The sequence below is a fragment of the Trichocoleus sp. FACHB-262 genome (genome assembly GCF_014696035.1).
Taxonomy (GTDB): Bacteria; Cyanobacteriota; Cyanobacteriia; order FACHB-46; family FACHB-46; genus Trichocoleus.
The window spans coordinates 146,199-167,919 of the sequence record NZ_JACJPK010000085.1 but is presented as its reverse complement, the minus strand read 5'-3'; the positions used below and the strand labels follow the sequence as shown (position 1 = coordinate 167,919).

The 21,721-nt window shown below is 49.2% G+C and carries 22 protein-coding genes; 16 read left to right on the top strand and 6 right to left on the bottom strand.

What is annotated here, in order from left to right; translation table 11 throughout:
• The first annotated feature begins 33 nt into the window (after positions 1 to 33).
• The 3 genes from H6F68_RS17440 (at position 34) to H6F68_RS29080 (ending at position 3,225) form a co-directional block, all read left to right on the top strand.
• Positions 34 to 345: a hypothetical protein gene (locus tag H6F68_RS17440; protein ID WP_190560931.1), complete on the top strand. Its 312-nt coding sequence runs from the start codon at positions 34 to 36 to the stop codon at positions 343 to 345.
• Between the two features lie 112 nt (positions 346 to 457).
• Positions 458 to 1,297 (top strand): transporter substrate-binding domain-containing protein, encoded by an 840-nt coding sequence (locus H6F68_RS17435; RefSeq protein ID WP_242065551.1) that lies wholly within the window; start codon positions 458 to 460, stop codon positions 1,295 to 1,297.
• Between the two features lie 23 nt (positions 1,298 to 1,320).
• Positions 1,321 to 3,225, top strand: coding sequence for an ATP-binding protein (locus H6F68_RS29080; protein ID WP_190560987.1), 1,905 nt, complete (start codon positions 1,321 to 1,323; stop codon positions 3,223 to 3,225).
• Here the strand turns inward: H6F68_RS29080 and cobS are convergent, their stop codons facing one another.
• Positions 3,226 to 4,005 (bottom strand): adenosylcobinamide-GDP ribazoletransferase, encoded by a 780-nt coding sequence (cobS, locus tag H6F68_RS17425; RefSeq protein WP_399314335.1) that lies wholly within the window; start codon positions 4,003 to 4,005, stop codon positions 3,226 to 3,228.
• Between the two features lie 527 nt (positions 4,006 to 4,532).
• Here cobS and H6F68_RS17420 point away from each other — a divergent pair.
• Positions 4,533 to 4,991, top strand: a complete 459-nt coding sequence (locus tag H6F68_RS17420; protein ID WP_190439354.1) for a hypothetical protein — start codon at positions 4,533 to 4,535, stop codon at positions 4,989 to 4,991.
• Between the two features lie 181 nt (positions 4,992 to 5,172).
• On the opposite strand, the gene H6F68_RS17415 is transcribed toward H6F68_RS17420, so the two are convergent.
• Positions 5,173 to 5,367 (bottom strand): hypothetical protein, encoded by a 195-nt coding sequence (locus H6F68_RS17415; RefSeq protein ID WP_190560927.1) that lies wholly within the window; start codon positions 5,365 to 5,367, stop codon positions 5,173 to 5,175.
• Between the two features lie 269 nt (positions 5,368 to 5,636).
• Between H6F68_RS17415 and H6F68_RS17410 the strand changes: the two genes are divergently transcribed.
• Positions 5,637 to 6,101 carry a CAAD domain-containing protein gene (locus tag H6F68_RS17410; RefSeq protein WP_190439356.1) on the top strand — a complete coding sequence of 155 codons (465 nt, stop codon included), beginning with the start codon at positions 5,637 to 5,639 and terminating at the stop codon, positions 6,099 to 6,101.
• A gap of 243 nt (positions 6,102 to 6,344) precedes the next feature.
• Here H6F68_RS17410 and H6F68_RS17405 read toward each other — a convergent pair whose 3' ends face one another.
• From H6F68_RS17405 to H6F68_RS17395, 3 genes are all read right to left on the bottom strand, one after another.
• Entirely contained in the window at positions 6,345 to 7,931 is a 1,587-nt protein-coding gene (locus tag H6F68_RS17405) for a glucose-6-phosphate isomerase (protein WP_190560925.1), read from the bottom strand.
• A gap of 72 nt (positions 7,932 to 8,003) precedes the next feature.
• Entirely contained in the window at positions 8,004 to 8,300 is a 297-nt protein-coding gene (locus tag H6F68_RS17400) for a cytotoxic translational repressor of toxin-antitoxin stability system (RefSeq protein WP_199295808.1), read from the bottom strand.
• Positions 8,301 to 8,335: 35 nt separating this feature from the next.
• Complete coding sequence (locus H6F68_RS17395; protein WP_190439362.1) at positions 8,336 to 8,533, bottom strand: hypothetical protein; 198 nt, start codon at positions 8,531 to 8,533, stop codon at positions 8,336 to 8,338.
• Between the two features lie 220 nt (positions 8,534 to 8,753).
• Here H6F68_RS17395 and ispF point away from each other — a divergent pair, with 220 nt between their 5' ends.
• From ispF to H6F68_RS17345, 10 genes are all read left to right on the top strand, one after another.
• On the top strand, positions 8,754 to 9,236 hold the full coding sequence (ispF, locus tag H6F68_RS17390; protein WP_190560923.1) for a 2-C-methyl-D-erythritol 2,4-cyclodiphosphate synthase: 483 nt from the start codon (positions 8,754 to 8,756) through the stop codon (positions 9,234 to 9,236).
• Positions 9,237 to 9,272: 36 nt separating this feature from the next.
• On the top strand, positions 9,273 to 9,686 hold the full coding sequence (locus H6F68_RS17385) for a peptide chain release factor 1 (protein WP_190439366.1): 414 nt from the start codon (positions 9,273 to 9,275) through the stop codon (positions 9,684 to 9,686).
• Positions 9,687 to 9,809: 123 nt separating this feature from the next.
• The gene (locus H6F68_RS17380) at positions 9,810 to 11,591 is read left to right on the top strand and encodes an ABC transporter substrate-binding protein (RefSeq protein WP_190560920.1); all 1,782 of its coding nucleotides are present in this window, start codon (positions 9,810 to 9,812) and stop codon (positions 11,589 to 11,591) included.
• Positions 11,592 to 11,667: 76 nt separating this feature from the next.
• The gene (locus H6F68_RS17375) at positions 11,668 to 13,500 is read left to right on the top strand and encodes an ABC transporter substrate-binding protein (protein WP_242065550.1); all 1,833 of its coding nucleotides are present in this window, start codon (positions 11,668 to 11,670) and stop codon (positions 13,498 to 13,500) included.
• 15 nt (positions 13,501 to 13,515) lie between these two features.
• Entirely contained in the window at positions 13,516 to 14,286 is a 771-nt protein-coding gene (gene larB, locus H6F68_RS17370) for a nickel pincer cofactor biosynthesis protein LarB (protein ID WP_190560918.1), read from the top strand.
• 131 nt (positions 14,287 to 14,417) lie between these two features.
• The gene (yidD, locus tag H6F68_RS17365; protein ID WP_190560916.1) at positions 14,418 to 14,924 is read left to right on the top strand and encodes a membrane protein insertion efficiency factor YidD; all 507 of its coding nucleotides are present in this window, start codon (positions 14,418 to 14,420) and stop codon (positions 14,922 to 14,924) included.
• A gap of 137 nt (positions 14,925 to 15,061) precedes the next feature.
• Positions 15,062 to 15,604 carry a photosystem II reaction center PsbP gene (psbP, locus tag H6F68_RS17360; protein ID WP_190560914.1) on the top strand — a complete coding sequence of 181 codons (543 nt, stop codon included), beginning with the start codon at positions 15,062 to 15,064 and terminating at the stop codon, positions 15,602 to 15,604.
• A 29-nt stretch (positions 15,605 to 15,633) separates the two neighbouring features.
• Positions 15,634 to 16,239 (top strand): nucleoside triphosphate pyrophosphatase, encoded by a 606-nt coding sequence (locus H6F68_RS17355; RefSeq protein WP_190560912.1) that lies wholly within the window; start codon positions 15,634 to 15,636, stop codon positions 16,237 to 16,239.
• Between the two features lie 194 nt (positions 16,240 to 16,433).
• Positions 16,434 to 17,564 carry a serine/threonine-protein kinase gene (locus H6F68_RS17350; protein ID WP_190560910.1) on the top strand — a complete coding sequence of 377 codons (1,131 nt, stop codon included), beginning with the start codon at positions 16,434 to 16,436 and terminating at the stop codon, positions 17,562 to 17,564.
• A 291-nt stretch (positions 17,565 to 17,855) separates the two neighbouring features.
• The gene (locus H6F68_RS17345) at positions 17,856 to 18,920 is read left to right on the top strand and encodes a hypothetical protein (RefSeq protein WP_190560908.1); all 1,065 of its coding nucleotides are present in this window, start codon (positions 17,856 to 17,858) and stop codon (positions 18,918 to 18,920) included.
• Between the two features lie 96 nt (positions 18,921 to 19,016).
• Here H6F68_RS17345 and H6F68_RS17340 read toward each other — a convergent pair whose 3' ends face one another.
• Positions 19,017 to 20,441 (bottom strand): NADP-dependent isocitrate dehydrogenase, encoded by a 1,425-nt coding sequence (locus H6F68_RS17340; RefSeq protein ID WP_190439398.1) that lies wholly within the window; start codon positions 20,439 to 20,441, stop codon positions 19,017 to 19,019.
• A gap of 519 nt (positions 20,442 to 20,960) precedes the next feature.
• Here H6F68_RS17340 and H6F68_RS17335 point away from each other — a divergent pair.
• A complete protein-coding gene (locus H6F68_RS17335) occupies positions 20,961 to 21,617 on the top strand; it encodes a response regulator transcription factor (RefSeq protein WP_190439401.1) in 657 nt (218 codons plus the stop codon).
• Positions 21,618 to 21,721: the final 104 nt, after the last annotated feature.

The following is a 21,721-nucleotide window of genomic DNA, read 5'->3' as shown; positions in this document are numbered from 1 at the left end:
CAATTCCTCATTTCCCACTCAAGGAGCCTTAGCGTGGCCTTCCGGAAACCAATTACCACTTTGGGTGGCCTCATGTGGTGGCAAAACATCAAGCAGGACATGTATTTCTTGATGCAAGAGCACAAAGTTGGTTTACCAATGTGGCCTTATAAATATCGCATCCTGCTGCAGGAGAACAGAATGGAGATTGCTAACTCTAACGATCTTCAAGACATTGAGTTGGATTGGGAATATTTACAGGTTCATGCAGTACCTCAACTGAATCAAAAGATTGACTTAGGAGCGATAAATCCTGTTGATACGATGACAGTTTTGGCAGGAGTGCTCAAAATCCTGGTTCTATAAAATAAAGTGATGAGCGTCACAAGCAGCCCTAGGGAACCTTGATAAAGGATGTTGCTGTAGCTTTGAAGGTATGACCATTCGGAGACGATTTTTCCTTCAAGCTGGCGCAGGAATGCTACTGACCTCAGCGGCTCATGGTTGTATTCAATCGCCACAAAGCGGCTCAACCCTCAAAGCCAGCAATGCTTTGCTGACCCAAATCAAGCAACGAGGACATTTATTAGTTGCTACTGAGGATGACTATCCTCCTTTCGAGTTTTTGGTCAATGAAAAGCCGATTGGTTTCGATCACGAGTTACTAGCACAGCTTAGAAAGACCGTTGCATTTGAGATTCACCAAGAAATTCTGCCTTGGCAGGGCATTCTTCCGGGAGTAGCGGACGGTAAGTATGACTTAGCCCTAACCGCAGTGGGTATCACCAACGATCGCGCCAAAACTTTAGACTTCACCATGCCGATCGCCGAATCCACCGTTGCTTACATCAAACGCAAAGATGATCTCACCATCAAAACCCTTGCGGACCTCTCAGGCAAAGTTTTGGGAGTCCAGCAAGGGGGAGTTTCTCTAGCAGCCATTCCTGACCTTGCCGCCCAACTGAAGCAGCAGGGCGGCACTCTGGGTCAAGTTAAGCAGTATCGCGGCTTCGCCCAGGCTTATCAAGATTTGCTGAATCAGCAACTGGATGCAGTTCTCCACAACATTGTCTCCCTGTCGGTATTGGTCAGCGAAAAACCCGCCATTTTTGAGTTAGGTGAGCGAGTCAGCCGTAAATCTTATGCAGCCTGGGCTGTGAAAAAAGGCAATCAAGATCTACTCGACCTCCTCAACCGTTTCTTGGGTGATTTGCGTACCCAAGGAGAGCTTAAACGCCTTCAGGAAAAGTGGTTCAAGATTACCTTTGCCAATTTACCGACTCAACCCCTTCTCCCCGGCGATCGCCCTCTGTCATAAGCAATTCTCTGCTGCCGCGCACTATGAAAATTTTTAGAAAATACTTTAAGCCCCAACGTTACTTAATGAATCTTGTAATTGGCGGCACAACCCTCATTGTGAGTTTAGGAGCCTATTACAGCTATCAACTTGTCCACCATGTGATGTTGGAGAGTTTGCAGCAAAACGCTTTTTTGGAAGTAGAGCAGGGTGTAGACGAGATCGATCGCTGGCTGGCAACTTTGACAGTTCATATAGAGACGCTGGCCAATACCACAGTCGTCAAATCAATGAATTGGTCTAGCGCTGAACCGTACTTGAAAACTGAAGTCTTGCGCTTTAACGATGTCTATGCCATTGCGATCGCTAAGGCTGACGGTCAGCGCCAAGTGATCGGCGGGAAACCTGCAAATGTCAAAGATCGCGAGTACTTCCAAAAGGCAATGGCGGGACAAACCAATGTCAGTGATCCCCTCATCAGCCGAGCCGCCAAAATTCCCACCATCTCAGTGGCGACTCCAATCCGACGAGGTTTAGATACGACCAGTCCTCCCATTGGAGAAATTCATAATTTAGTACGGCTCGATCGTATTGCTTATGTGGTTGACAGCCTTAACTATGGCGACAATAGCTATGCCTTTGCGCTTGACTCAAAAGGACAAGTCATCGCACATCCCAACTCGGAGCTGATGTTTACATCGGAGCAGCCCTCTGCCAACCTGCTAAAGTCAGCGGACAAAAGCTTAGCCGCGATCGCCCAACAAATGGTGAGCCAACAAGAGGGAATCAAGCTATTGCGCATTGATGGCACCTGGAAATATGTCGCTTACCTCCCCCTCAAAGAAGCCAATTGGTCAGTGGCACTGGTGATTCCACGCGAAAATATTGAGTCACAACTGCGATCGCTAGATGTAATTGCCCTAGTGATTGTGGGGTTGACCGGAGCCATGATTGTCGTGCTCTGGCAGGTACAAGCTCGCGAACAAGGCCAACTAAAAAAATCCAACGAACTTCTAGAGCAACGGGTCGCCGAACGCACCGCCAAGCTCTCCACCACCTTAGACCAACTCCAACAATCGCAACTCCGACTCGTGCAAAACGAGAAAATGTCGGCTCTAGGCAGTTTGGTTGCTGGAGTGGCTCATGAAATCAATAACCCTGTCAACTTCATCTCTGGCAATATTAGCCATGCCAACGAGTATGCGCGAGACTTGCTCCAACTGCTTCAGCTTTATCAAAAACACTACCCTCATCCGCACCCAGAGGTGAGCGACTGTGCAGACACAATTGATATCGATTTTTTGGCTGAAGACCTGCTAAAAATTCTTACCTCGATGCGTATGGGGGCTAACCGGATTCAGCAGATTGTCCTCTCCCTCAGAAATTTTTCTCGCCTCGATCAAGCAGAAGTCAAGCCTGTGGATATTCATGAAGGCATTGACAGCACGCTATTGATTTTGCAACACCGCTGCAAGGCAAATTCTCAGCGTCCTGCGATAGAAATCATTAAGGAATACAGCCCGCTGCCTCTCGTAGAATGCTATGCGGGCCAGCTCAATCAGGTGTTTATGAACATTCTTAGCAATGCTTTGGATGCCCTAGAAGAGCGGGAGAACCAAAGCCACGCAGCGACCCTACAGCAATCCCCCAGCACGATTCGGATTACTACTCACCAGCAGAGCAGAGATCGTATTGCCGTTTGCATTACTGATAATGGTTTAGGAATGACTCCAGAGGTGCAGCAGCGAATTTTTGATCCCTTCTTTACGACCAAATCTGTTGGCAAGGGCACAGGCATGGGCATGTCGATCAGCTACCAAATCGTCACGGCGAAGCATCAAGGGCAAATTTGGTGTGAATCGTTCGTAGGACAAGGCACTAAATTTTGGGTTGAGATTCCGATCAAACAAGCTGCTAGCTTAGTCACTCAAGGCGTTACTCAAAATTAGTTAGAGCCCAGCCAGTAAGCATAATAAACCAGCTTCTGTCCACTCCACGGTGGCTCCGTACGTATCACCCGTATGACCGCCGAGCTTGTGGTTGAACCATGTGCCAGTTAGCCAAGCGATCGCAATGCCCCCCGCAGCCATCCCCAAAGCAACAGGCCAGTGAGCTGGATTAAGCAAAACTTGTAGCCCACTCAGGCTCAACAACAAAAACAAACTAGGTACTGCCTCCCAGAGCGAACGAATGGCTTCCTTGTGAAAGGCTCCTTTACCCGTGGGTTTGAGGTAAGGGTAACGGGCGATTGCCACGAGTTGTCCCCAACGGCCCCAACCTGCTGCCGCCATTAAAGCCAGCCATCGATCCCCTTCCAAGTCACTCAGAGCAGCAGTTTTAAGCAAGAGGAGCGCGATCGCCGCCATTACCCCAAAAGCTCCAGAGCGACTATCCGCCATTACCTCCAGCCGACGTTCTGGGTCTAAAACTGCCAAGCCGTCGGCGGTGTCCATCGCTCCATCTAGATGCAAGCCACCTGTCACAGCCATCCAAGTCACTACAATCAAGGCACTGCGAGTCAAAACGGGCATCGAGATCGCCTGTAGCCCCAGATCCAACGCGCCCAACAGCCCTCCGATTAGCAACCCTATGTAAGGCGCGAGACGAGCTACTCCTTGAAATTCCAACGCCCAAGTCGGAGGAACAGGTAAACAGGTATAGAAGGCGATCGCCGCCGCGACTCTAGAACCAATTCCCATAGCTTTCTCGCTCTGCTTTACTTGTGCCACAGCCCTTGCCCTCCAATGCTCCCAATCAGATAGCTGATGAATTAGAGCAGATTTTCAGCCTTTTGACCGAACTCATACCTTACTAGACCAAGCACAATTAAAGAACAGCCTAAATCTCGCCTCTGTGACAGATTCCTTAACGCCATCTACCCGGTGCAGCTAGGTCAGCGACCGAATCTATAACTGGTCCAGTCTCAGCCTTAAAACAGGCATAGATTTATTAAAGTGAAATATATTAATCAATCACTCAAGAGGGTGTTGCTAAACTAGGTCAGACCAGTCCATCCCCTGAAATTTTGTTAGTAGCGAACCGAAAATCTTGAGCTAAGATTGTTTCGTACACAACCATTTTCTACATCCAGCGATTACCCTCTCAGGGGTTAGCTGTCCTGAAGTCGTCCCATTAGCGCCTCTTAAGAACTTCTCTGACTTTGGTTAACCAGCCTTGGTTGCCCAGTCCTTGCCAAGTTCTACCGTCAAATTCGATCACTGCATCCCGCTATAAGGCCCATTTGAGGCTGTTTCCCATGAGTCATGATCCCCTGCCTAGAGATATGAGGTTGCCAGCGCCCTGTATTGTTGACACTGGCATCATTGTGAGTAAACAAGACATGCAGCGGCTGTTAGCTGACTTGGGCCGAGTTCGCTATATCTATACCCAAGATGACAATCTCCTCAGCGAAGGGGAAGGGTGCGTGTTAGAGGTTTTTGCCGACCCTCAACAATCAACCTTAGTCGCCAATCATGCCCTGTATCTGAACGTCTGTAGCTTCGATTATTTAGAACTTAAGAAGTCAGCTGAACAGGAACCTTGTTTTGATTTAATTCAAGATTCAAGACAACTCCGGTTGATTCCAGTCTCCAATCCTCTGCAAGAGCAAACTACCCGCACCTTAAATGCCGCTGCCCTAGAAGCAGTCGTGGCCGAGGTACTGTCTGCTAATTGGGATGTCAGAATTGACGATGAAGAAAACTTTTCGTTTTAAGTTCTATTCACTGTTAGGTCTTGCTGGATGAAGGTTACGGTTCTTCAATAGCAAAATCCAGACCAAGCATCTAGAACCAAGCATTTCTAGCAACTGCCAACGATCTACATGGTCATGAGCGGCAATCATCGCTCCATATAACGCTGGCTTTAACCATGTAGATGTAACAGTGCGGAGAAACTTAGCTTAACAATAGTCCGAGCGCTTGCTTGCTTTCCTGATGCGATCGCAGAGTATACGGTTGTCTTAAATTCTGCCGTTCAACTGCAATGTTCATCGAGCTTACTCGCGTAGCAGACTTACTCGCTGCGGCCAAATCATCACGCTGGATGCGCTCATCACCCATGATACCGTCACTTAGCGCCAATCGAGTCATCTTCCCAAACAACCCAACCTAAGACAGATTCAGGCAAAAATTTCTGATTCTAGTCTTATGGGATGCTGTAAGCAATCGTTTAACTGAAACTTTACTTAACAAATTTTGAAGTCGCAGTTATTAACTATCTTGCAATTTGTGAAGCTCTGCTTTAGTGTCAGATATGTTTGAAAACTAGCAAAAACAGTTCTCTAACTCTGCTACTGTCTGCCGTTAGTTGGAGCTTCCCAAAGCTATATTACCCAGGTTGTCGTTCTCGAGATATTCATATGAATCCCGAACTGAAAACATCTGATTATACTGATTCCAGCACCCCTGAGTTTGCTGACGTAGAAGGTAGAGCAGACATTGAAGTAACTTCTACTGAACCTGCTCCGCTCGTTGTTCAACCTCATCAGCAGTCTCAGTCTTCTGAGCAATGGTCACAAATTGGCGATCGCGTTTCTTACTATTTAGGACAGTTGCCCGACCTGCTATCGGATTTCTTTAATCAGAATCAGCGTCTTCTGATTAACTTAGGCCTTCTATTTGGGGGCATCGTTACTGTCAAGATCACCCTAGCGATTTTGGACGCGATCAACGATATCCCTCTTCTAGCTCCTACTTTTGAACTAGTTGGAATTGGCTACTCAGCTTGGTTTGTTTACAGATATCTATTGAAGGTTGAGAATCGCCAAGAGCTATCTCAAGAAATTGATGTGTTGAAACAACAAGTTGTCGGCGGCCAGAAATAGGCAGCCTGAGCAGTGTTGAATCTGCTTGATCTGCTAATTTAACTTCAAAGATTTACTCATTGATTTAGCTAAAAAGCCCACTAACTTTAATAGTGGGCTTTTTTATGTAGCAGTCCTTAAATGATTTATGAAACTAGCGGGTCGAGAAGCACACCCATCCACCTCATTTAGGATTGCTATATCAGGTCAGGAACGTAGGTACGGGCGCTATAGGGAAAAGAATTGAACAATTAAATTAAGGGGTTAGAGGGCTGAGACGGTTAGCTGGTTAGGTTGGGCAGGGTTGCCGTGGAGGGTGACGGTGCGTTGGTTGGCGGCTAGGTGGCGGACGATTTTGTAGATGGACTCGATTTGGTCTGGGACACCTGCTTTTTCAGCGATCGCCTGCAAAGACAGAGGTTGACTAGATTGTTGCAACGCCTTGACCACTTGTTTTTGCAAGTCAAGTACGGAAGCGGCGGCTTTTTTGCCTGCTTCTACACCGGGCTGATGGTAAGCGTTGACGTTGACGAGAAAGCCGTAGAAACCCACAGCTCTTTCGTACAGGGCAATCAAAGCTCCAACGTTGTAGGGATCAACTTGGGGAATAGTAACGGTGATGGAGTCCCGCTGGTTTTCGTAGAGGGCGCGGCGGGTGCCTTGCAGTAAGCCTGAGAGGTAGTCGCCTGAGGTCACGCCGGGTTCAACTTCCACAGAAGGGCCTTGGCGATCGCGCAGTACTTCGATAAAGGTGACGAAGAAATTGGCCACGCCTTCGCGCAACTGTTGCACATAGGCATGCTGATCGGTCGAGCCTTTATTGCCATAAACGGCAATCCCCTGATGCACCACTTGGCCGTTTAAGTCTTTCTCTTTGCCAAGAGATTCCATGACTAGCTGTTGCAGGTAGCGACTAAACAGCAGCAGGCTGTCTTTGTAGGGCAGCACCACCATGTCTTTTTCGCCTCGACCATTCCCGGCGTAATACCACGCTAGAGCTAGGAGAGCGGCTGGATTGCTTTTGAGGTTGGGAGTCCGAGTCGCAGCATCCATCTCTTTCGCACCCTCTAGCATCGTGCGGATATCAATTCCTTGCAGGGCCGCAGGTAGCAAGCCGACTGACGAAAGCTCGGAGGTGCGTCCGCCGACCCAGTCGTGCATGGGAAAAGTGGCTAACCACTCTTCTGAGTTGGCGAGTTTATCTAAGCTGCTATCTTGCCCTGTAATGGCGATCGCATATTGCGGAAAGTTGAGTCCTTGGTCGTTGTAGGCTTTTTGCACTTCCAGCATGCCATTACGTGTTTCTGGGGTACCGCCAGACTTGGAAATCGTAATTACCAGCGTGCTAGAGAGCCGATCTTGAAGCTGAGTCAAGACGCGATCGATGCCTGCGGGATCGGTGTTGTCAATGAAGTGAAGATTGAGGGGCGGAAAATCTGGTGCTAGTGCTGCAGCAACAAACTGCGGCCCTAATGCCGAACCCCCGATCCCGATGGAAAGGACATCGGTGAATTTTTCAGCTTGGGGGGGACGAATGGCCCCGCTATGAACTTTTTGAGTAAACGCTTCAATCTGCCCTAGCGTTTCTACAATGTCTTGTTTGAGTTCCGCTGTGGGAGCCAAGTCGGGGTCGCGGAGCCAATAATGCCCGACCATGCGATTTTCATCCGGGTTGGCGATCGCGCCTTTTTCTAGCTCAGCCATGTCCCGAAAGGCCCGCTCAAACTTAGGCTGTAATGCTGCGACGAAGGCATCATCAAACCGCATGCGGCTGATATCTAGATAAAATCCCAAGCCCTCGTGGTAGTAAAGCCAGTCTTGGTAACGTTGCCAAAGTGCAGCGGCATCCATAAACAGTATTTCCACCTATTGTCTTTACCATTCATCAGTTTACCGATGGAGTTTAGAGTCTGTCTGAGTCCTCTAAACATTCGGCTTTGGAAGGATACGCAGAAACTTAATAATTTGACCTGTGACTTCGATGCCGACGAAGTGATGATCGAGGGTGAACCGATAGAAAATTGCTCTAGAACCCATTTGTCGAAGTTCTGGCAAGTCTTGTAATTGCGTTATCTGTAAAAACTCCACAAAGACAAATTGGCACACCTGCTGATACACAGTCGGCTCTAGCTCTTTTAGGTCTAAGAGAAAAGACCTCTCGTAACGAATTTCCAGCTTCAAAGGTTTATGCAATCTACTCTTTAGTGGTAATTCACGCATGTTGGCGCTGCCACAGCATTGGATTACAACGTTTTTCACAGCAAAGGCAGCGATCGCAACGCTTCTTCACGAGTGAGCGTGTCACCGGGTTGCAGGGTTTGCTTCGATTCTTCGATCGCCCGGAGCATATAAAAATCGTAATAAAGCGCTTCTAATACTGGCCATATACTTTCTATCTCCTCATCCGACAGTTGATCAATTAAGCGATGTACCCTACTTCTCAGAGGATTCATACTTCAAATCTGCTGTAGTTACCGAGTAGCCAGCGATCGCGCCGCCACTTTTACAACACACAATACTGCATTGGCTCAATTTAATGGCGAAACTACCCTGAGAGATGTTGTCCGTCCCAAACCTTGAAGCCAAGCATTTTTAACAACACCTGTTGGCAACACTTGTTGACTGAAGACACCGAGATGATGCAGATTGCTTAATGCAGCGATCGCAGAGTTCATGAATATTCGCATTGGCAACGGCTACGACATTCACCGCCTAGTGGAGGGACGGAACCTGATTCTGGGTGGTGTCAACATTCCCCACGAACTCGGCTTACTGGGCCATAGTGATGCCGATGTGCTGACCCACGCCATTATGGATGCCATGCTAGGAGCCCTGAGCTTGGGCGACATTGGCCTTTACTTTCCCCCATCCGATCCCCAATGGGCGGGAGCCGACAGCCTCAAGCTACTTGAGCAAGTGCATCAATTAATCCGGAACGAAGGTTGGCAAATTGGCAACATTGACTCTGTGATTGTGGCGGAGCGGCCCAAGCTAAAGCCCCACATCTCAGCCATGCGCGATCGCCTTGCCACTGTTTTAGAACTCAACCCCAATCAAGTGGGCATCAAAGCCACAACCAACGAGAAGTTAGGCCCAGAAGGCCGAGAGGAAGGGATTTCCTCTTATGCAGTCGTACTATTGCAGCAAGCAACGTAGCAAGTAGAATCGAGGCAATTAGCTGCCCCTTTAAACATGTTCGATCCATTGCGCCGCTTAAAGTTTTTGCCTTGGCGATCGCTCGCCTTACTGACACTTGCCACTTTAGCGATCGTGGCAGTGATAGAAGTGGCCTTAGGAATGGGTTACACCCAAGTGGGTTTGCTCAGAGCGGTCTTAAACGCTTTATTTAGTCCACCTTGGGTAGTGATTATGCAGGTGGCTGCTGGCATTGGCATTGGAGGGTTAGCGGTTTTTTTATTAGAAACAAAATGGCAGCAAGTATCCATCAACGCTGGCGTGCTATGGGCATTAGTGCTGTGTTTGATTTTGGGATCACTGGTTCGCTCATTCATTCCGTTGCCAGCCATCCTAGTCAATCCTGGAGAAACGCTGTTTATGGGCTTCATTGTGGGGGTATTTTGGCGAGGCCGCCCTTACTGGCGCTAAACCAACCACATCATTAGGTAGCCTCAAGCAGACTTCAGCCAGAAAATCTGACTTTTAGCTTCACCTACCTACTTCAGAGAAATTGAGATCTATGATGGCAAAGAAGATTGATGTTCGTGCAACATGTTCTCTGCTGCTTTTTTGACTGTACCGCTGCGTCGTTGGGGTTTAGTTGCCTTGGTCGCTATGTTGGCGATCGCCCTAAGTGCTTGCAATCCCACCAACTTTAAGACTGAAGCAGCCCAGGTGCCTCAGATTGTGGTTAGCACCCTCAGTGACCCCAAAACCTTTAACTATCCCCTTAACCAAGAAGCTCCTAACGTTTTCACCTACATTTACGAAGGGTTGGTCACCGAAAACGGCAACAGTGAAATTGAGCCAGCTCTGGCGGAATCCTGGGAGATTTCGGAGGATAAGCGGCGGATTGTCTTTACCCTACGCGACGGGTTGAAGTGGTCAGATGGAGCACCTCTGACAGCAGACGACATTACGTTTACTTACAACGACCTCTACTTCAACGAAAAAATCCCCACCGATACGAGGGATGTTTTGCGAATAGGCGAGAGCGGGGCCTTACCAACGGTTCGCAAGCTGAGCGATCGCCAGATTGAATTTACAGTACCAGAACCGTTTGCGCCGTTCCTCCGCATCACTGGTTTACCGATTCTGCCTCGTCACGCTCTGATTGATTCTGTCAAAACCCTAGGTTCAGATGGCAATCCCAAGTTCTTATCGACTTGGGGCGTGGATACAGACCCTAGCAAGATTATTGCCAATGGTCCTTATATGCTGGCAGGCTATGTTCCTAGTCAGCGAGTGATTTTTCAGCGCAACCCTCATTACTGGCGTAAGGATGCTCAGGGCAACGCACTGCCCTATATTGAGCGCTTTATTTGGCAGATTGTTGAGTCTACCGATACCTCACTGCTTCAGTTTCGCTCTGGTGGCTTAGACGCTTTAGGAGTTCAGCCCGAAAATTTCTCGCTGCTGAAGGGAGAAGAAAAGCGCGGCAAGTTCACAATTTACAATGGCGGTCCCGCAGCAGGCACCAACTTTATTTCCTTTAATCTCAATAAAGCTTGGCGCTCAGATGGTCGCCCGATTGTAGACCCGATTAAGTCCAAGTGGTTTAATACGCTGGCATTTCGGCAGGCAGTTGCCTATGCGCTCGATCGCCAAGCCATGATCAACAACACCTTTCGGGGGATCGGTCAGCCGCAGAACTCTCCCATCTCCTTGCAAAGCCCCTACTATCTCTCGGCTGAGGAAGGATTAAAGGTTTACAACTACAATCCCGAAAAAGCCAAACAGTTATTGCTAGGGGCGGGGTTCAAATACAGCGCCCAGGGACAGTTGCAAGATGCCGAAGGCCATCCGGTGCGGTTCACTTTGATTACTAATTCTGGCAACAAAATCCGGGAGGCAATGGGGGCACAGGTAAAGCAAGACCTCCAGAAGATTGGCATTCAAGTGGATTTCAATCCGATTAACTTCAATACGTTGGTGGAAAAACTCTCTACGACCAGAGATTGGGACTGCTATCTTTTGGGCTTAACCGGAGGGGTAGAACCTAATGATGGCGCGAACGTATGGTTAAGCCAAGGCGGATTACACAGCTTTAATCAAGGTCCATCACCGGGACAACCTCCCATTCAGGGTTGGGAAGTAACGGAGTGGGAAAAAGAAATCGATCGCCTTTATATCCAAGGTGCTCAAGAGCTAGACGAGGCCAAGCGCAAAGCTATTTATGCCAAAACGCAGCAGATTACTCAGGAGCAAGTGCCTGTGATTTATCTGGTCAATCCACTGTCATTGTCGGCAGTACGCGATCGCGTTGAAGGGGTGAAATTCACGGCTTTGGGTGGCTCCCTCTGGAACATTTACGAACTCAAGTTAAGCGAGTAATTTGTTCAGAATTAGCCATCATTCGGACACAAACAACATAGCGGTTTATGATGCGGAAAAGCTTTGCAACGTCTCCATGACCGCTATTTCTTTTGGGATGAAATTGCTCCATCGTTGGCTCTCTGTCCTGCTGGTATTGAGTTTGGCGATCGCGCCCTCTTTACTCCTAACTGGATGTCGTCCAACGGAGTTCCGCACTGCCGCCGCCCAAGTGCCGCAATTAGTTCTGACATCCTTAAGCGATCCCAAAACATTTAATCCCACCTTTAACCAAGAATTTCCCAATGTGTTTCTCTTTACCGAGGAGCATCTGCTGCGAGAAAACGGGGTGACGGGTGAGGTAGAACCTGCTCTGGCAGAATCTTGGAGCATTTCAGCTAATAAACAGCGGGTGATCTTCAACTTAAGGCCAAATCTGCAATGGTCGGATGGTCAACCGTTGACGGCGGCAGATGTCGTCTTTACCTTTCAGCAGGTCATCTTCAACCCAGAAATTCCCACGGATTACGCTGATAGCTTACGGATTGGTGTTAACCGAGCTTTCCCCCAGGTGCGGCAACTAGACGATCGCCGGGTGGAATTTATTTTGCCCGAACCGTTTGCGCCATTGCTGCGATCGCTGGCGGGGCATGATGGTGCGCCGATTTTGCCTAAACATGCTTTAGAGCGATCGGTGCAGACACTCAGTTCCGATGGCAACCCCCAGTTCATTTCCACCTGGAGTACAGCCACCAATCCCAAGCAACTAGTCGTCAACGGTCCCTACCAAATCGAAAGCTACGTTTCGGGACAGCGGATTGTGTTTCGTCGCAACCCTTACTACTGGCGGCGCGATCCTCAAGGCCAACCCCTACCCTATATCGAGCGGATTGTTTGGCAATTTATCGAAAACACCGACACTCAACTGCTCCGATTCCGCTCTGGCGATTTGGATGTGATGGGTGATGTGCGACCTCTACGCCCAGAGTATTTTTCGTTGTTAAAGCGGGAAGAAAAGCGGGGCAAATTTAAGCTCTACAATGGTGGCCCTTGGTCGGGTACTACCTATTTGACGTTTAACCTGACGGAAGCGAGAGATAAAAATAATCGGCCCTTTGTAGACCCGATTAAGTCTAAGTGGTTCAATACCTTGGCCTTTCGGCAAGCGATCGCCCACGCCATCGATCGCCCCCGCATGAATAACAACCTGTTTCGGGGTATTAGTGAGCTGCAAGATTCGCCCATTTCGGTGCAAAGCCCTTACTATCTCTCACCCCAAGAAGGGCTAAAAACCTACGACTACAATCTGCAAAAAGCGCGACAGCTCTTGGAAAGCGCAGGCTTTAAGTACAACGCCCAAAGTCAGTTGCTTGATGCAGAGAATCATCCAGTCCGCTTTACATTGCTCACTAACGCGGAAAATCGTCAGCGAGTCGCGATGGGAGCGCAAATCAAGCAAGACTTAGGGGCTATTGGCATCCAAGTTGATTTCACCCCAATCAGCTTCAACACCTTGCTGGATAAAGTTTCTAGCTCGCGGGATTGGGAAGCTCATATGATCGGCTTTACGGGTGGCATTGAACCCCACGGAGCGGCGAATCTTTGGCTGAGTAGTGGCGGGTCGCATTCCTTAAACCTGAAGCAACAGCCAGGACAACCACCAATTCAAGGCTGGCAACCGAAAGCTTGGGAGTTAGAAATCGATCGCCTGTATACTGCTGGTGCTAAAGAGCTAGACGAAACTAAGCGCAAAGCGATTTACGGCGATTTTCAGCGGATTGTGCAGGAGCAATTGCCCGTGATTTACCTAGTGAATGAAATTGCCATCGTGGCGGTGCGCGATCGCATCCAGGGAATTCAGTACACAGGTTTACCCAGTTGGGGATTGTGGAATATCGCAGAACTTAAAATTGAAGACAACAAAGATTAATTAATCCTGAATCCTGTGACCCAACCCGAAGCCATCCGTCTCCTTCTGCAAGCTGTAGCTCACGGTGAAGTCAGCCCTGACTCAGCCCTAGAAAAACTCAAGCATTTTGACTTTGAACCCGTTGAGGATTTTGCTCGCATTGATCACCACCGCACCCTGCGGACAGGCTTCCCTGAGGTGATTTGGGGTCCGGGCAAAACCCCAGAGCAAATTATTGAAATTATCAAGGTGATGCGCGATCGCAATCCAGTCGTCATGGCGACTCGGATCGAACCTAATGTGTACGCTCAATTGCGAGAGCAGATTCCAGAATTGCGTTACTACGCCCTGGCTCGGATTTGCGCCTTAGTGCCTGGCCGTTTAGAACCTCGCCATTCTGGGACAATTGGTTTGCTGTCAGCGGGTACAGCCGATCTGCCTGTGGCTGAAGAAGCCGCCATCACGGCCGAACTGTCTGGTTTTCAAGTCAAGCGGTTTTGGGATGTGGGAGTCGCAGGGATTCACCGTTTACTCAGTAACCGTCAGGCGATCGCAGAAGCAGACGTGTTGATTGTGGTGGCAGGCATGGAAGGAGCCTTACCCAGCGTGGTCGGAGGTTTGACCGACTGCCCCGTGATCGCTGTACCCACCAGTATTGGCTATGGCGCTAGTTTCAACGGCTTAGCGGCTTTACTCACCATGCTCAACTCCTGTGCCGCTGGGATTGGTGTGGTGAATATTGACAATGGTTTCGGCGCAGCAGTTCTGGCAGGGCAAATTCTCCGCACGGCGCAGAAGCTGCGATAAAGATTTGCAAGTCTGCCTGGAACCCTGCACAACTCTGATGAATTCTACAGTAGCTATTTCATAGTCCTGGTATAGGCTGACACTGCTGCCTGTATCAATTCCTTGAGCTTCTGAGTTGGAATTCGCCTGCAATGGAAACGTCAATCCCTGATCTTTGGCTTCGTCAAGCAGCGGCCAGTGCGATCGCTGGGTACCAAAAACATCTCTCCCCCCGCAAAGGCTTCTTCTGTGCCCATCGGGTGCTGCATGGAGGTGAATCCTGCTCACAATATGTGAAGCGGGTGATTCTAGAGCAAGGCTTGTGGACTGCCATTCCAGCCACGCGATCGCGCTTCGCTGAATGCAAGGTTGCTAACCAGATTTTGCAAGCTCGGAGAAACCATTGCAGACTACAAGCGGCCAGCAAGATCGAGCAAGAGGGGGAAGAGAAAAGGCGCGATCGCAGCTCCCAGCCACAAAACGACTGTTATGGAGTAGACGGGTTACTGTCCTGTGTTGATTGCGCCGATTGCATGAACTTTAAATGGGGAGAGCAGGCCAATTGCGCTGACCTGGATTGCGGCTCTGGTCTAGACTGCTCTAGCTGCGATTGTAGCGGGGGTGACTGTGGCAGTGGTGATTGTGGCAGTTGTGGCTAAACGATTTAGCTTGGCAATACTTCCTGCTGCCGAATTCCCCCTAAATGAGACAATAAAGGCACAAAACCACGGAGCCAGTAAGTTCTTGAGTTAACTTCACGGACTCTTTGGTTAGTACATCGGGGAAGGGTATGGCAATGCTGAGAAAAATCGCAGCACTCTTGATCGTTTTATGTCTCAGCCTCTCTGGTTGTGCCGCTTCAGCCACCAGCGGCATGACTAGCTATGTGGACAGCATTGATGGCTACCAATTTCTGTATCCACTCGGTTGGAGCGAAGTTAAAGTCACCAACGGTCCAGATGTCGTGCTGCACGATTTGATTGAGCCGACTGAGAACGTCAGCATTGTGATCAATCCTGTCCCCAACCAGAAAACGCTACAGGATTTAGGCAGTCCGGGTGAAGTCGGCTATCAACTCTCCAAAAGTGCGATCGCTCCCACAGGGTCTAAGCGCAAAGCCGAACTGGTCACCGCCGATTCCCGCGAGTTCAACGGCAAAACCTACTACACCTTGGAATATGCAGTGCAGTTGCCCAACAACCAACAACGGCACAATCTCGCTAGTGTAGTGGTGAGCAATGGTCGGCTTTACACATTAAACGCTTCCACTACCGAGCAACGGTGGCCCAAAGTGCGTAGTTTATTTGCAAACATCCTCAACTCTTTTTCAGTTAATTAAGTCCAGTAAGTCCCGTTAATTAAGGTTGGATGGGTATCCCACAGTTTGTTTTAGCCTCCGCTTCTCCCGCTCGTCGTCGCCTGCTACAAAACGCTGGCATTCAGCCGCTCGTGAGTCAGAGCAATTTTGACGAGTCTCAGATACAGCTATCAAATCCAGCGGACTTGGTGCAAACGCTGGCGCTGCGTAAAGCTGAAACCGTCACCCCTTACTTTACAGAAGCCCTGATTCTAGGCTGCGACTCTGTCTTAGCGATTGACGGCGAAATTCATGGCAAACCCGCTAATGCAGCCGATGCGATCGCCCGTTGGCAACAAATGCGGGGCAAAATCGGTGATTTATACACAGGTCATGCCCTGATCGACCTCACCCGAAACCAATCCCTAGTCCGCTGCCGTGTGACTCGCGTCTACTTTGCCCATGTCAGCGATCGCCAAATTGAGGCATACGTGGCAACAGGTGAACCGTTGAATTGTGCGGGTTGTTTTGCCCTGGAAGGTAAAGGTAGCGCTTTTGTCGAGAAGCTGGAAGGATGCCATACCAACGTAATCGGCTTGAGTATGCCACTGCTCCGACAAATGGTGAGCGACTTAGGCTATGACATTACCGACTTTTGGGGTAGGACTATTAGCTGATAAGCAAACCCAATATTCTAACTAAGGTAGTATAAAGATTTCAACAAAATCGAGACATCTCTGACTAGACTGTAAATAGCAAGCAAATCCTTTGGTGGTCTGTCCTAGATCACATTGCTAAGGCTCCATACCAGTTAAAGTTTGTATGAAGCTGGCTTGGAATCTTTTATTCCAGCAGTCATGAGTAAAGTCTGATGGCTCCTTCATTAGCAGATCTATCTAATTTTCGCGCTAACATCCTGAACCAAACGGCACCAGGCCAGGTTTGTGGTTCAATCCAGTTGTTTCGCGATCGCTACAAGGTTTTGCGTGTTCTAGGTCGCGGTGGCTTTGGGGTCACTTTCCTAGCGCGGGATGTCTCCTTGCCATATCACCCACTCTGTGTCATTAAGCAACTGTGTCCCAAAGTTAACGATCCTGTGACGTTGGATCGAGCCCGGAAGCGGTTTGAGCAAGAAGCCAAAACTCTTAGCAAATTAGGCAGTCACGCGCAAATTCCTCAATTATTGGACTACTTTGAGGCGGACGGCGAGTTCTATCTCGTGCAAGAATACGTCCGTGGCTCTACCCTCGCCCGGGAGATTCGGCGCTACGGTCCCCAATCTGAGGCAGTGGTCAAGCGATTTCTGGTAGAGATGCTGCCGCTTCTGCGCTACGTTCACAGCCACCGAGTCATCCACCGAGACATTAAACCCCAAAATATTATTCGTTGCCGAGATGACGGTCGGCTCGTCTTGATTGACTTCGGGGCTGTTAAGGAACAGATTGCGCGATTGGAAGACACCAGTCAGCGAGCCCCCACTACACATTTTATTGGCACTGTTGGCTTCGCTCCGCCAGAGCAACTGTCCATGCGCCCAGTCTTTGCTAGTGATATCTACGCTTTGGGCGTTACTTGTGTGTATCTGCTCACAGGCAAGTCCCCGTTCGATTTTGACTACGACCCCAGTACAGGGGAAATCGACTGGCAAGGCTCAGCTCAAGTCAGTGAGCATTTTGGTCGCGTGCTCACCAAGATGTTGCACCATGCGCCACGCGATCGCTACCTATCAGCTGAGGCTTTACTGCGGGCGCTCAATCTGGAGCCCTATCTGGATAGCCTTTCCAATTGCATGGCGGTGCAACCTCACCGCCCTGAACCAGAACATCCAAGTACCGCTGGAGCGGCTGATGGTTACCAGTCTCCGATTACCAGAACGGCGATCGCTATTCGCGAATGGAAGACAAAGTTACAAAACCGAAATTTGATCAAACAGAAGCACCTAGTTCCAGTCGGTGCTGTGACTACCCCAGCTCGGACTCAGTTTCGTCACCAAGACACTTGAGGTAGCAACTCAAGTAAAGGTGATTGGGATCAGCATCAAAACTTTCATGAAGTGCTCCGGACGTTAGAGGCGTTCTGAAGCTAATTGAACTTAGATTGAACGTAAACAGGTTTTAGTTAAAGTTAAACTCAGACTCGTTATCCCAAGCTTGGATATCTGAGCAACTGAAGTTATTCTGACTGTAACGACCTGCGACTATTCACTTTGCTGCGTAGTACCATGCCATTTTCGAAACAGCTTCCTGCTCCAGTTAGTCACCTGAAAGCCAGACTACGGGCTCTAAAGCAGCCTATGGTATGGGGACCTGGCATCATCTTGATGCTGATTGTGCTATTTACCCTGGAATATTGGTTGCATCCAGAGTGGTTTGAAAATACTCAGAGCGCTACGAATGTTGAGGGTGGGTTTAATCCTGCCGTCTCATCGGAAGATGGAGCCATTGGCGCGGATATTGACAGTTTGCCGCTACTACTAAACCAACTTAACAGCACTCCTGCTGACCAAGCCCAAAATAAGCAGGAAGGCGGCAAGGACAAGGTAGCTACCAAGCCAAGCCTGTTTAGTGAGCTGCTGAAACCTAAGAACCCAGCCACTGCTCAGAACGGCAACAGCACGCCCAGCAACAGTTTATCTGCTCCTTCCGGATCGGCTACATCACCCCTGCTCAGCTCTAACGGGGGTTTACCCAGTCAACCCGGAGACGAAGCAACGCCTGGATTTACAGGGCTTAACGCGCCTGGCTTGCCCACTACAGCGCCAAGTGCTTTATTAGCTCCCCCTAAAGCTTCCACTATCCCTAGTTTAAATCTGCCGAACACCTCTAGTACCCCTGCTTCAGCCCCTGTTAGTGCCCTCCAAACCGCAATAGAGCAGGCTCAATTACAGAAAAATGCCGCAGGCGCTTCTACATCAAGCCCGACGACGGGACTGGACAATAACACCACTTCGCCTAGCTCCACTCAGCCCTCTGCTCAACCCAACGCGATCACTCCTGGTTTTACTAATGGCGGCATCAACTACAGTTCCACTCCAGGGGTGAGTAGTGCTCCTCCTAGCAACTCCTTTAACTATCTGACCCAGCCCCAGCCAGATAGCAGCCTCCCCTCTGGGATTGCGCCTGTTGTCCCTGATGCCCCGGCGATCGCCCCAGTGGTGCCTAGCACTAACTCAAGCCCCAACTTCGGGCAGTCTTCTTTTTCAGGATCTCAAAACAACAACGGCTTCAACAACTCTGGCTTTTCTGGCAATGCAGGCATTCAGCCCAGCCAACTGAATCAACAGCCTTTCTCCACGCCGCGTCGGGTTCCAGGACGAAACATTGGAGGCGGACAAATTAACACCTTCTCCAACCCATAAATCATTGAGTCAAATCTTACAGGGAAGGCAGGAACCAAGAAAACTATAAAGTTCTGGCTCTTGCCTTCTAGCTCCTAGGCTGCTCTTTCTAGTCGCTTAGTCATTAAAGTGCTGAATAATTGCTTCAGCAAATTCCGAACACTTTAGTGGTTCTACTGGAGGCTCCATCATGCGAGCCAAGTCATAGGTGACTTCACCCTGAGAAATTGCCGCACCAATTCCCCTCTTAATCAGGTCGGCTGCTTCTTGCCAGCCCATATATTCCAGCATCATCACCCCAGATAAAATCACCGACCCAGGATTAATGCGATCGAGCCCAGCATGCTTAGGAGCCGTGCCATGAGTCGCCTCAAAGATGGCACAACTATCCCCAATATTGGCCCCGGGTCCCATGCCCAAGCCCCCGACGATCGCCGCTGCCGCATCAGATAAGTAGTCTCCATTCAGATTCATCGTGGCCAGAATCGAGTATTCATCCGGTCGAGTCTGGATCTGCTGGAAAATGCTATCTGCAATGCGGTCATTCACCATCACTTTGGTCTTCCACTGACCGTTGCCGTGGGTATCCCAAATAGCGTTAAGCACTGTTTCCACTTCTTGACGAATCTGCGCTTGCTTTTCCTCAGTCAGAGCGTCGTAACCTGGTTCAATTTGGCGAGCATTGTCTTCTACAGAAAGGTTAGGGTTGCCTTCTTTGTTACCCAGAATCCAAGACTCTCGCTCTGTCACGCATTCATGACGAAACTCAGTTGTAGCTAACTCATAACCCCAATCCCGGAATGCACCTTCGGTGTACTTCATAATGTTGCCTTTGTGCACTAAAGTCACCATTTGCTTTTTCGCGGGAAGTCGTAGCGCATGTTTAATGGCTCGTCGCACGAGACGCTGAGAGCCTGTCTTACTGATAGGCTTAATGCCAATCCCCGAATCTAAGGGAATTTGTTTGTTGCGGTGCTCTGGAGTCGCAGGAATCAAATCGGTGTTTAGCAACTTAATCAAGCGATCGCCGATTTCACTGCCCTGCCGCCACTCAATGCCTAGGTAAATGTCTTCAGTATTCTCCCGATAGACAATCACATCCAGCTTTTCTGGGCTTTTGTGTGGCGAAGGGGTACCTGGATAATACTTACAAGGACGTACACAGGCATAAAGGTCGTGAATTTGACGTAGAGCCACGTTGAGCGAGCGAATACCACCACCCACGGGAGTTGTGAGCGGTCCTTTAATCGCAACTCCATACTCCTTGATGGCGTTTAAAGTGTCTTCTGGTAAGTACTGATAGGTACCATACTTCTCGCAAGCTTCATCGCCAGCATAAATCTTGAACCAAGCAATTTGGCGCTTGCCGCCATAAGCTGCTTGGACTGCGGCATCAAACACCTTTTGGGCTGCTGGCCAAATATCAATTCCCGTACCATCTCCCCGAATAAACGGCACAATCGGGTTGTCAGGAACAATGGGTTCTCCGTTCTCAAACGTAATGCGGCTTCCAGTTTCGGGGGGCGTAAGCTTTTCGTACATAACCTAACAGCGGCTCCTGATTACCACACAGCAAAAGGGTTCAGGGGAATATGCTAAGCGATCGCGCGGGTAAAAAAACACTCAATCTGAACCAAGTTACTTTTGTTGACGTGGCTATCCATGCTCCATATTTCTCTGGTAGGCTATCAGGCTTGTGGCACTGCTAGGACGCAACCAGCTCTGGTTGGCTCCAAATTCTTGAATGAATTAGCAACATTCCTAAAGTACACAACCTAAATAGTGAGCTGATAGGAGGGAATTCTTACAATAGAAATGGCAATAGAAGTATTTTTAGTAAATCAAGGCAGCATTATAGCGATCTCCAATGGGTTGTCAGAGTCGCATTCCCGAGGTGAGCTTGTCACAACCCGCCAATTTCATAAATTATTTAGGACTACTGTATCAACAAAAATCATTCCTAGTTTGCTTCAGCAATCTTAAGCAAACTGATATACAACCCATATTAGGAATAGATTGAGTGCCTGTTAAGCTGTTTGTACTGCGTGCGTGAGAGCTTGGATGAAAAGAATTTTAGTCGTCGATGACGATACTACTTTACGAATCGCTTTAACACGCTACCTCCAAAATCGTGGATACGTGGTTCAAGACGCTGGCTCTGGAGTCGAAGGACTATCAGCTTTTGAACAAAGCTCTCCGGATTTAGTTGTATCGGATGTCATGATGCCAGAAATGGACGGGTTCGAATTTTGTCGCCGTCTTCGGGCCATGCGCTCTGGTCAGCTTGTACCCTTTATCTTTCTGTCTAGCCGAGGAGAAGTTGAAGACCGCATTCAAGGGCATGATATTGGCGCAGATGACTACTTAATCAAACCGTTTGAGCCTAGGGAACTAGTCGCCAAAATTGAGGCCCAGTTAGAGCGATCGCGCCGCACTCATGCCGAGATTATTCGCTTAATTCAGCAATCCAACGTTACTACTGAAGCCAGTCCCACCCCCCTACCACTCACTCCCGCCGAGGAAAAAGTCTTTTGGGAAGTGATTCAAGGCTATACCAACAAGCAAATTGGCGATCGCTTATTTGTTAGTCCTCGCACCGTGCAAACTCACCTCAGCAATATCCTGAGTAAGTTGCAGCTAGAAAATCGTTCGCAGCTCGTTCGCTTTGCCTTTGAGAGAGGCTACCATCCTCCCACGGAAGCGAAAGAGGCAGAGTAACTAAGCCGAATCCAGGCTCAGCAGAGTTACGGAGTGATTTGTTGGTACCATAAGGGTTGGGCGGAGCATCTCCGCAGGAAATTAGATTGACTGCTGAGAGCAAA

Excerpts from the sequence above, each read along its gene's own strand:
- H6F68_RS17385 (WP_190439366.1), top strand. The coding sequence starts at position 9,273 with ATGTTCGATCCATTGCGCCGCTTAAAGTTTTTGCCTTGGCGATCGCTC.
- H6F68_RS17355 (WP_190560912.1), top strand. The coding sequence starts at position 15,634 with ATGGGTATCCCACAGTTTGTTTTAGCCTCCGCTTCTCCCGCTCGTCGT.
- H6F68_RS17375 (WP_242065550.1), top strand. The coding sequence starts at position 11,668 with ATGACCGCTATTTCTTTTGGGATGAAATTGCTCCATCGTTGGCTCTCT.
- H6F68_RS17345 (WP_190560908.1), top strand. The coding sequence starts at position 17,856 with ATGGTATGGGGACCTGGCATCATCTTGATGCTGATTGTGCTATTTACC.
- H6F68_RS17350 (WP_190560910.1), top strand. The coding sequence starts at position 16,434 with ATGGCTCCTTCATTAGCAGATCTATCTAATTTTCGCGCTAACATCCTG.
- psbP (WP_190560914.1), top strand. The coding sequence starts at position 15,062 with ATGCTGAGAAAAATCGCAGCACTCTTGATCGTTTTATGTCTCAGCCTC.
- H6F68_RS17400 (WP_199295808.1), bottom strand. The coding sequence starts at position 8,300 with ATGCGTGAATTACCACTAAAGAGTAGATTGCATAAACCTTTGAAGCTG.
- H6F68_RS17415 (WP_190560927.1), bottom strand. The coding sequence starts at position 5,367 with ATGACTCGATTGGCGCTAAGTGACGGTATCATGGGTGATGAGCGCATC.
- H6F68_RS17380 (WP_190560920.1), top strand. The coding sequence starts at position 9,810 with ATGTTCTCTGCTGCTTTTTTGACTGTACCGCTGCGTCGTTGGGGTTTA.
- H6F68_RS17395 (WP_190439362.1), bottom strand. The coding sequence starts at position 8,533 with ATGAATCCTCTGAGAAGTAGGGTACATCGCTTAATTGATCAACTGTCG.
- H6F68_RS17410 (WP_190439356.1), top strand. The coding sequence starts at position 5,637 with ATGAATCCCGAACTGAAAACATCTGATTATACTGATTCCAGCACCCCT.
- H6F68_RS17340 (WP_190439398.1), bottom strand. The coding sequence starts at position 20,441 with ATGTACGAAAAGCTTACGCCCCCCGAAACTGGAAGCCGCATTACGTTT.
- H6F68_RS17435 (WP_242065551.1), top strand. The coding sequence starts at position 458 with ATGCTACTGACCTCAGCGGCTCATGGTTGTATTCAATCGCCACAAAGC.
- yidD (WP_190560916.1), top strand. The coding sequence starts at position 14,418 with ATGGAAACGTCAATCCCTGATCTTTGGCTTCGTCAAGCAGCGGCCAGT.
- H6F68_RS29080 (WP_190560987.1), top strand. The coding sequence starts at position 1,321 with ATGAAAATTTTTAGAAAATACTTTAAGCCCCAACGTTACTTAATGAAT.
- H6F68_RS17335 (WP_190439401.1), top strand. The coding sequence starts at position 20,961 with ATGAAAAGAATTTTAGTCGTCGATGACGATACTACTTTACGAATCGCT.
- ispF (WP_190560923.1), top strand. The coding sequence starts at position 8,754 with ATGAATATTCGCATTGGCAACGGCTACGACATTCACCGCCTAGTGGAG.
- H6F68_RS17420 (WP_190439354.1), top strand. The coding sequence starts at position 4,533 with ATGAGTCATGATCCCCTGCCTAGAGATATGAGGTTGCCAGCGCCCTGT.
- H6F68_RS17405 (WP_190560925.1), bottom strand. The coding sequence starts at position 7,931 with ATGGATGCCGCTGCACTTTGGCAACGTTACCAAGACTGGCTTTACTAC.